The sequence below is a fragment of the Cytophagales bacterium genome (assembly GCA_019456305.1).
GTDB lineage: Bacteria > Bacteroidota > Bacteroidia > Cytophagales > VRUD01 > VRUD01.
Genome location: VRUD01000010.1, coordinates 64,408 through 74,519 on the forward strand (window position 1 = coordinate 64,408; position 10,112 = coordinate 74,519).

Consider the following 10,112-nt stretch of genomic DNA (forward strand, 5'->3'; position numbering starts at 1 on the left):
ATTGTCCATCCTATTATTCATGGCGGCAACCTGCCTGATCATTCAATACTCACTTGCCCAGGACTATTTCCAGCAGCAAGTAAACTATAATATAAAAGTAACACTTGACGATAAGAACCATTTTTTGCATGCCGAGGAAGAGATTGAGTACGTCAATAATTCACCGGATGACCTGGAGTTTATTTATTTTCACCTGTGGCCAAATGCCTATAAAAACAACAAAACCGCTTTTGCCAAACAAAAAATAAGCGGGTCAATGATGGCGTCAACAAAATTCTATTATGCTAAAGAAGATGACAGGGGGTATATTGACAGCCTGGATTTTAAAGTGAACGGGCAGAAAGTCAGATGGGAAGGAGATAAGGGCAATAAAGGGAATAAAGGCAATAAAGGGAATAAAGGCAATCAAGGGAATAAAGGTAGTAGTGGAAAACGGGAGCATTCGGATTTCGAGTTTCGAGTTTCGGATATTGATATATGTAAGCTGCTTTTAAACGAGCCATTAAAAAGCGGGGAAAAGATAACTATCTCTACACCCTTCAGAGTAAAATTACCCCATACTTTTTCACGGCTGGGGCATGTAGAGCAATCATATCAAATAAGCCAATGGTATCCTAAACCCGCTGTATATGATAGAAAAGGCTGGCATCCCATGCCTTACTTAGATCAGGGTGAATTTTATTCTGAATATGGTTCTTTTGATGTGAGCATTACACTGCCAAAAAATTACGTTGTGGGAGCTACAGGTATTTTAATGAACAAAGAGGAAATTGAATGGCTGGAAAAGAAGTCGGCAGTTGGCAGTAGGCAGTTGGCAAATAGTGCTGATGCAATAATGAATGATTTGCGTAGTGATAAACCTGCAAAGAACGGTGATTTTCCTCCATCCGATATGGAAACAAAAACCCTTAGATATGTCCAGGATAACATTCATGACTTTGCATGGTTTGCTGATAAACGATACAATGTATTGAAAAGTGAAGTAGAATTACCGCACTCCAAACGAAAGGTAACCACCTGGTTGATGTTCACAAACAGAGATGCTGAAACATGGAGAAACAGTGTCAAAGATATCAACGATGCAGTTTATTATTATTCATTATGGAATGGCGACTACCCTTATGATTGGTGTACTGCCGTTGAGGGGGCATTGGGAGCAGGAGGAGGCATGGAATATCCCATGGTCACTGTAACCGGAACTTATGCTATTATTCATGAAGTTGGTCATAATTGGTTCTACGGCATATTAGGCAGCAATGAAAGGGATCATGCCTGGATGGATGAGGGTATAAATTCGTACTATGAAAACAGGATCAGCAGAATAAGAAAGGACGAAAAAAAATTGTCCCCGCCTGACAGTTTAGTGGACTTGCCTGGTGGGCAGGCAGGCCTGCCTGCTGAAGCTTTTGCACAGGCAGGCGATACTACAGCTTTAAAAAACAGGGTATCTGTTTCTAAAAAAAAGATAAAAATATCATTCTCCGCAAAGATGATCCGCAGGTTTGGTATGGATCAAAATGAAGCTGCTTATAAAATTCCATACACATTTTTGGCAAGCCGGGGATTAGACCAGCCAATTCAACTTGAATCTGATGAATTTACAGAAGTAAATTATGGCGTCATCGTTTATTTTAAAACTGCTGTGGCTTTCCACTACCTTGAACAATACCTTGGAGTGGAAAAGTTTGATAAAGCTATGCAAACCTATTTTGATAAATGGAAATTTAAACATCCATATCCTGAAGATCTGAAACAGGTTTTTGAAGAAGTAACGGGAGAGAACATGGATTGGTTTTTTGACCAGTTGATTAATACCAGCAATGAAATCGATATTGCCGTAGGCCGGATTGCTAATCCGACCCCTGTAGCTCGGAATGATATTCCGGGCAGCCCGACTAATTACAAACAAAATAAGGATAAAATTCAGGTAGTATTAAAAAACCGGGGCAAAATGGTTGCTCCCGTGCCTGTAAGTACCCTCTCAAAAGAAGGCGATGTGATTGAAACAAAATGGACAAAGCCAATTGCAGATACAGCGCATATGTGGTTTGAAGCAGACAATGTTCATAGAATAATGATCGATGCTCAAAATATTGTGCTTGAAGTTAACCGGAAAAACAACGTGTCACGTGTGTTTGGTATAGCAAAAAAAATTGAACCATTTGACCTTCAGTTTCCATTTGGCTTTGATGACCCCAAAAAGACGCAGCTATACTACTTTCCTGCAATAGGATACAACACTACAGATGAATTTATGCTTGGAATCGGTTTCTATAACAGCGCTTTGATCAAAAAAAGAGTGAGTTTTGTCATTATGCCAATGTATAGCGTTGGCCTTAATAGTTTTGCCGGCAACGCGATGGTCAATTATAGCCTTTATCCTTCCTGCCTGTTCGGCAGACAGGCAAAATTATCCCGAGTACTCGGGATAACCTTAACCGGTACAGCAAATGTTTTTTCAGGATACAAAAAAATAGAACCTTCGGTAAAATTTGATATTAAGCCTAAATCTGTAAGATATGGCGCTAAGCAGGACTTTAGAATTGCCTATACAACAATTTTTACTGATGAAAATATTTATTCTGATACAAGTTTAAGACTAACAACTTACTACGAAAAGAGAAGTGGTATAATTTCTGCCAATTATCATTATTCATCAGGAGATGCGATAAAGAGTTTAAATATAAGTCTGGGATTAAACAGCATGCCTGGAAGCTTTTTACAACCGGAAACGGAAATTAGTTTCTCGTATCAGTATATGAAAAAGAATTTCATAAATATCCGAAATTATTTAGGAGGCTTTATAAGTAAATCCGGTACTTTATTTTCTACCTACAGATTAAATATGTATGGAAGTGCAGATAACCTGATGAATGAGATCTATATTGACAGGGCACAAAAATCAGATTTTGTAAAAGGTTTTGTACACCAGACTGATAACCGGCAAGGAGCATTTAAAAGTTATGTACCTTTTGATACAGATAAGTGGATTGCTTCATTGAACTTGCAGGCAGACATACCTAAAACCCCGTTTGCTGTTTTCACAGATCTTGGGATGATTGCTGATGAAGTACAGATTTTTTATGACGCAGGGATAACGTTTCAAATAATAAGAAATAATTTTGAGGTCTATTTCCCATTGTTAGGAAGTAATTTTGCAAACAACACCCCCGAAACTTTCAACGACTTTTCAGATAATATCAGGTTTACTTTAAAGCTACAGAATTTAGTTCCTAATAAAGTGATTGAGGGGGTTTTATAAAGCAGTAAGTAGTAGACAGTAGGCAATATTGTCAATTGTCAACTGTCTACTGTCTACTGCTTTACTCCACCACCGTCATCTCCTCCACTAAATATCCTGCTCCTGCAAATTTATCTATCAAAAATAATACATAGCGGATATCAACGTTAATACATCTTTTCATGTTGGGGTCGTAGGCAAGGTCTCCGGTCATTCCTTCCCAGTTATTATCAAAGGCAATGCCTATCAATTCTCCATCTCCATTTATCACAGGGCTGCCCGAATTGCCGCCTGTAATGTCATTGTCGGTGATAAAACAAATATTGAGTGTCCCATTATTAGCATAATTTCCATAATCCTTTTCATTGTAGAGCTCTAAAAGCTTATCCGGAACAAAGAACTCAGGGTCATAAGGGTCTCGTTTTTCAATAATTCCTTCAATGGTTGTAGCATAATCATAGTGGACAGCATCTTTTGGATCATATTTAATCACCTTACCGTAAGTCAAGCGCATTGTAAAATTCGCATCGGGGTAGAAGTTTTTATCAGCATACATTTCACGCAAGCCGGCAATATATTGCCTTTGGGCTTCCCTTAATTTATCCCTGTCTTTTTGCGAATTGGGTAAGATCACGTTACGATATGAAAGTAGTATAGACTGCATTGTTTGAAAACCAAGGTCTTTATTTAATAACTTTAAAGATGGTTTTTCAAAAAAATTATTTACCTTTTCAGCAGAAGTAAGCATCGATTTACTAAAAACGACATCTGCAAAGCGGCTAAAATCATTTTTATATTTTTTTTCTATCAAGTTAAAAATTCCGAGATTCAATGCAGGGGGCATATCCTCATAATACATTCTGAGCACTTTGGTAAATATTTTTTTATCGGTAGGCAGATGGTAGTCTTTGAAATGTTTTTCAGTCTGGGCTTTGGCTCTTGTCAGGTTAGGTTTCACTGCCTGCAGATCACCCTTGTTTTTTATTAATGCTTTGTAAAGGTCTGAAAAAAGGTATGGCATTTTCAAAACGCCTGCGGCACTAAAGAGCAATTCGTTCAAATAATCTCTGGCCATGTTATATCCTTTTAAGTTATCATAGCTGTTTTTAATATCGCTTAATACCTGGCCATATTTAGCCTTCCTTTCCTGGTTTTCATCTGCCCATTTTTGAAAATTATTTTCTTCAGATTCTTTTACAGAAACTGTATTCATTCGAATGAAACCTTTATCCTGCCCGATAAAATATTTGTGGTAATTGCTTACCCTGGCGAATTGGGATGAATATTTAAGCCGGATCTCATCACTCTCATCCATATCATTTCTCATGATCTTCAGGATCTCTCCTCTTATTTTAATACGCGTAGGGTTAGATTGCTCCATTAATAACCTGATCCCATAAGATGTTTTATAACGTTGGGTGGACCCGGGAAAACCAAGGATCATTGCAAAACTGCCAGGATCTATGCCTTTTATTGATACAGGTAAATAGTGCTGCGGTTTTAACGGTATGTTTTTTTCTGAATATTCAGCAGGTTTTCCGTCAGGGCCGGTATAAACCCTGAAAAGTGAAAAATCTCCGGTATGCCGGGGCCACATCCAGTTGTCGGTATCGCCACCGAATTTGCCAATAGATTCAGGCGGAGCGCCAACCAATCTCACATCTCTAAACGTTTCCTTCACAAACAAATAATACTCATTGCCTGCAAACATTTCACTAACCCTGGCATGGTAATGTGTACCTTCTGTGGCTTCGGCAGCTATGCTGTTACTCAACATGTATATTTTTTCGTCTCTTTCAGCAGGATCCATATCGTCATTTAGTTCACTGAGAATTTTTTCAGTTACATCTTCAATCCTTACAAGAAAAGTTACTGTAAGTCCCGGGTTGGGTTTTTCTTCTGCCCTGCTTGTTGCCCAGAATCCATCTGTTAAATAATCATTTTCAACACTGCTATGATTTTGAATAACTTCATAGCCGCAATGATGATTGGTAAGCACCAATCCATCTTTAGAGATGATCGAAGCTGTACAAAATCCTCCAAATGAAACAATGGCGTCTTTTAATGAAGAATTGTTAATACTGTAAATTTGTTCGGAAGTGAGCTTTAGCCCTAATTTTTGCATCTCTTCCTGGTTATTTTGGAGCAACAAGGGCAGCCACATGCCTTCGTCAGCCCCTGCCCGCCCTGCATAGGCATGGTAAATGGCAGGCGGGAGGGAAAAAAGTGGCAATAACAGTGGCAGCAGCAGTAATTTTAAGACGTTTTTGATATTCATATCGAAATATGTTTAGATTTCAGTGTTAGTGTTGAGCGTTTGAAATTTGCTGTTTCTTTGACTAACCCGCATTGATAGTCATATTACAATGAAGCAGAAAAATTGTGTAAATTTATAATGATTTGATTAGTATTCAAAAGTTTTAGACTTAAATTTATGGTTATTTCTATTATAAAGATTAATTTTGTGATCCAAATTTAAAACTTTAAACTTACTTACGGGCATCTCTAAAAACTACATATTTTTTAAAACACACCCCTTGCCCCTCTTGATAGAGGGGAATATATGGTGTAGTTTTTAGAGATGCCCTTACCATTACCATGAACCTTAAACTAAAAAAGATCAGAATTGCCTTTGCGGCAATATTATCGCTTTCCCTGCTGATAACAGGCTGTGGAGACAAAAAAGTATGGGAAACTTACGACTCTGTTGCAAATGACCCATTAAATGCAAGGATCTATACACTCAAAAACGGCTTGAAAGTGTATATTACCGTGTATAAAGATGAACCGAGGATCCAAACGCTTATTGCCGTAAGAGCAGGATCTAAGTATGATCCGCCCACAGCAACAGGGCTGGCGCATTATCTTGAGCACATGCTGTTTAAAGGCACCAGCAAAATAGCATCTGTTGACTGGGAAAATGAAAAGAAGCTTTTAGACCAGATCGAACAGCTTTACGAAAAAAACAGAGCAACTACTGATCCTGACGAACGCAAAAACATATATGCTCAAATTGACAGCTTATCCGGTATCGCTGTTGATCTTGCTGCTCCCAACGAGTATGACAAAATGATATCTTCCATTGGCGCCAAATATACCAATGCCTGGACAAGTGATGAACAGACTGTATATGTAAATAACATACCCTCCAATGAGCTTGAAAAATGGTTGAAGATAGAAAGTGAGCGGTTTGGTGAGTTGGTATTACGCCTGTTTCATACTGAGCTCGAAACCGTCTATGAAGAATTTAACCGGGGGCAGGATAGTGACTTCAGGAAAGTCTATAGAGCAATGAGGGAAGGATTGTTTGCAAAGCATCCCTATGGCACACAAACAACCATAGGCACAGGCGAACATTTGAAAAATCCTTCTATGATAAAAATACATGAATATTTTGTTACCTACTATGTACCCAACAATATGGCAATCTGTTTATCAGGCGACCTCAACCCTGACAGTACGGTTGCATTGATTGACAAATATTTTGGCAGCTTTGTTTCCAAACAAGTCCCACAATTCACTTTTGAACCACAACCAAATATAACAGAACCTTTAGTAAAAGATGTTTATGGACCTGAAGCCGAAAGTGTCTCCATCGGGTTCCGTTTTGATGGGATAAAATCAGATGATGTTAAATATATTGAACTGATAGATGTGATCTTAAATAACGGGCAGGCAGGTTTAATGGACCTTAACCTGATACAAAAGCAGAAGCTGCTCGCTGCGTACTCTTATGCCGACCCTATGATAGATTATTCAATACATGCTTTTATCGGGCGTCCCCGTGAAGGGCAACCGTTAGAAAAGGTTAAAGAGCTTTTATTAGAACAAATTGAAAAGATTAAAAATGGCGAGTTTGATGAGTGGCTCGTAGAAGCTGCTATTAACGATAAGCGTTTAAGCCAGATACAAAACTATGAGCATAATTTTCCACGGGCAATTGCTTTTGTAGAAGCATTTACCAATTTTGTTGACTGGAAGGATTATGTTACCGGAATTGATAAAATGGCACAGATCACCAAAGAACAGATCGTTGAATTTGCTAAGGCAAATTATAAGGATAATTATGTGGTTGTAAATAAAAGAACAGGCGAAGATACAACTGTTGTCAGGATCGAAAAACCCACGATCACACCGTTGGATCTGAACAGGGAAAATCAATCAGCATTTTTCAAAGACCTTTCAAAGGTAACATCTGATAAGCTAAAACCAGCTTTTGTTGATTTTGAAAAGGATATTTCCAGGTTTGCCCTACAGGGTAGTGAAGCGGCTGGGGGCTCGGAGCAAAGCGGAGATCCCGGCTTGTCGGGAATCGAAGTAAACTATATTGAAAATAAGCTCAATGATCGGTTTGAACTTTATTACATTCTTGATATGGGTACCAACTATGACAAAGTATTAGGATTGGCTGTTAATTACCTCCCCTATCTGGGAACTGAAAAATATACCGCCTCCGAGCTGCAAGAGGAATTTTATAGGCTAGGACTGAGCTTTGATGTCTTCACCTCTTCTGACCGGGTTTACGTTTCTTTGGAAGGATTGGAGCGATCAATGGAAGAGGGAGTGAAATTGTTTGAACATCTTCTATCCAATGTTTTGGCCGACAACAAGGCTTTGGATGAACTTATTACAGATATTCTTAAAAAAAGAGCCGATGCAAAGCTTAATAAGTGGCTGATTTTATACAGGGCAATGTATAATTATGCCGTTTATGGAAAGCGATCTTCATTTACTTATATTCTTTCTGAAGAAGAATTAAGATCTGTTAAACCCGGGATACTCATAGAAAAGTTAAAGAAATTAACTTCCTACTACCATAGGATATTTTATTACGGGCAAAACAAACCTGAAACAGTATTGTCTGTCTTAAATAAACATCACCAGGTTCCTGATCAATTAAATGATTATCCGGAGCCTGAAGAATATGTACAACTGCCAACAGAAAAGGATCAGGTACTTTTCGTAGATTATGATATGGTACAGGCGCATATTTTGATGATCTCTAAAGATGTGCTGTTTGATAAGGAATTGGTGCCCATGGGGAAATTGTTTAATGAATATTTCGGATCGGGTTTGTCCTCCATTGTATTCCAGGAGATAAGGGAAGCAAAGGCGTATGCTTATTCAGCCCGTGCTTCCTATACTACACCTCGTTATCCTGATAAGGCGCATTATGTGCAGTTTTTTGTGGGTACACAAGCCGATAAGCTGAAAGAATCTCTGGGCGCTATGCAGAAAATAATGGAGAATATGCCTGAGGCTTATCAACAATTTGAGGCGGCCAGGAAAGGTGTGACGAAAAAAATTGAAAGTGAACGGATTACCAAAACCTCAATTTTCTGGACTTATGAAAATGCAGTACGCAAAGGGCTTGATTATGATATCCGCAAAGATGTATATGTGGGAATGAGAAAGATAAAATTACATCACTTGCGAAATTTCTTCGATCAGCACATTAAAGGTAAAAAATATACCTATCTTATATTAGCTAAAAAAAAGGATATTGATCTGGAAGTGCTGAAAGCAATAGGAGCGTATGAAGAGTTGACGCTGGAGGAGATCTTTAATTATTGAAACACAGATAATTTGTTAAAAAAATTAATAAGAAAAGGGGGTTAACTTGGGATCAACTTTACTAAACCTTGAAGGTTTAGTAAAGTTACGATTCCTAAAGTACATTACAGCAATAAAAGCCAACAGGCACACCACAACCACCACCGCTATGTTTGAAATCATTGTCGCTATACTTTTAGTCTTACCTATAGGCATCCTGGCCACAGTTTTATTAATTGCCGAAATAAAAGGTTACTACGAATTAAAAAATGAAGAGTAGTAATTCTTCGGTTTTTATCAATTGCCGTATTATTGAAGGCAATTACTGAAAAAGGTACAGCTTGCAAAAAGATCGTTATCAACTGATGCAGTAACTGATCAGCCCGAAGGCGGGAGTTTTAGCAAAGCCCAAAATCAGAAAGTAAAAAACAAATAGAAAATTCTTATATTTAAGTATGGAAAACAACCAAACTGAAGACAAGAAAATTAACATTTGGGTTGAGATTTTTAAGATGTTTTCAATTTTCCTGATTGTTCTTGTAACCGGAATTTCAGGTATATTGTTTAAGAATACTTTTTTAAACAATAAAATTGAATTAACTTTGCTGTGTTTCGCAGGGATTTTTCTTTTTATGGCCATTATAATATTTTTTAAATCTCTTTTTGAATTATTTAAATATCTTAAAAAATGATTATTGTATATATTTTTGGCGCCATGATCATAGCTTTATCTATTGGAACGTTGATTATTGTTTTTAGACCAGTAAAAAAACGGCCATAGCTTGTAAAAATGAGAATGGTAGAGCAGATGTGGCATAGATTATAAATACATGCGCCTGTCATAAACCCGCTTTGCAGGGAAAGATCATTAGCAAAAAAACTAATTATTTTATTTGTACTACTCAATTAAATATAAATTATTAACACCATGAAAAAATCAATCTTTACTATCGCAGTTGCATTGGCAACTTTAAACTTTGGACTTTGGACTTTAAACACCCAAGCCCAATACACCCAGCTCACCGATTTTACCGGCAATGGCGCCTTCACAGGCGCTAATCCGCAGTATGACCAGAATTTAATTTCTGTAGGAGGTGTTATGTATGGAATGACATCAGGTGGCGGCACAAACAATCTGGGAACCATCTTTAAAATAATGCCCGATGGAACCGGCTATGCCATACTCCTTGACTTTGCAGGCGCAATAAACGGAAGTAATCCTCGCGGCTCTCTTGTTTCTAACGGAACTTTTCTCTATGGAATGACATATCAGGGCGGCACAAACAATCTGGGAACCCTCTTTAAAATAATGCCCGAT

The 10,112-nt window shown here is 37.9% G+C and carries 5 protein-coding genes; 4 read left to right on the plus strand and 1 reads right to left on the minus strand.

Annotated features, from left to right (window positions below):
• The first annotated feature begins 1 nt into the window (after position 1).
• Complete coding sequence (locus FVQ77_03580; protein MBW8049418.1) at positions 2-3,262, plus strand: M1 family metallopeptidase; 3,261 nt, start codon at positions 2-4, stop codon at positions 3,260-3,262.
• A gap of 61 nt (positions 3,263-3,323) precedes the next feature.
• Here FVQ77_03580 and FVQ77_03585 read toward each other — a convergent pair whose 3' ends face one another.
• The gene (locus tag FVQ77_03585; protein MBW8049419.1) at positions 3,324-5,519 is read right to left on the minus strand and encodes a S46 family peptidase; all 2,196 of its coding nucleotides are present in this window, start codon (positions 5,517-5,519) and stop codon (positions 3,324-3,326) included.
• A 320-nt stretch (positions 5,520-5,839) separates the two neighbouring features.
• On the opposite strand from FVQ77_03585, the gene FVQ77_03590 reads away from it, so the two are divergent.
• The 3 genes from FVQ77_03590 to FVQ77_03600 form a co-directional block, all read left to right on the plus strand.
• On the plus strand, positions 5,840-8,815 hold the full coding sequence (locus tag FVQ77_03590) for an insulinase family protein (GenBank protein MBW8049420.1): 2,976 nt from the start codon (positions 5,840-5,842) through the stop codon (positions 8,813-8,815).
• Positions 8,816-8,861: 46 nt separating this feature from the next.
• Positions 8,862-9,074 carry a hypothetical protein gene (locus FVQ77_03595; GenBank protein MBW8049421.1) on the plus strand — a complete coding sequence of 71 codons (213 nt, stop codon included), beginning with the start codon at positions 8,862-8,864 and terminating at the stop codon, positions 9,072-9,074.
• A gap of 648 nt (positions 9,075-9,722) precedes the next feature.
• The coding region (locus FVQ77_03600; protein MBW8049422.1) for a hypothetical protein at positions 9,723-10,112 on the plus strand (390 nt) is incomplete at its 3' end.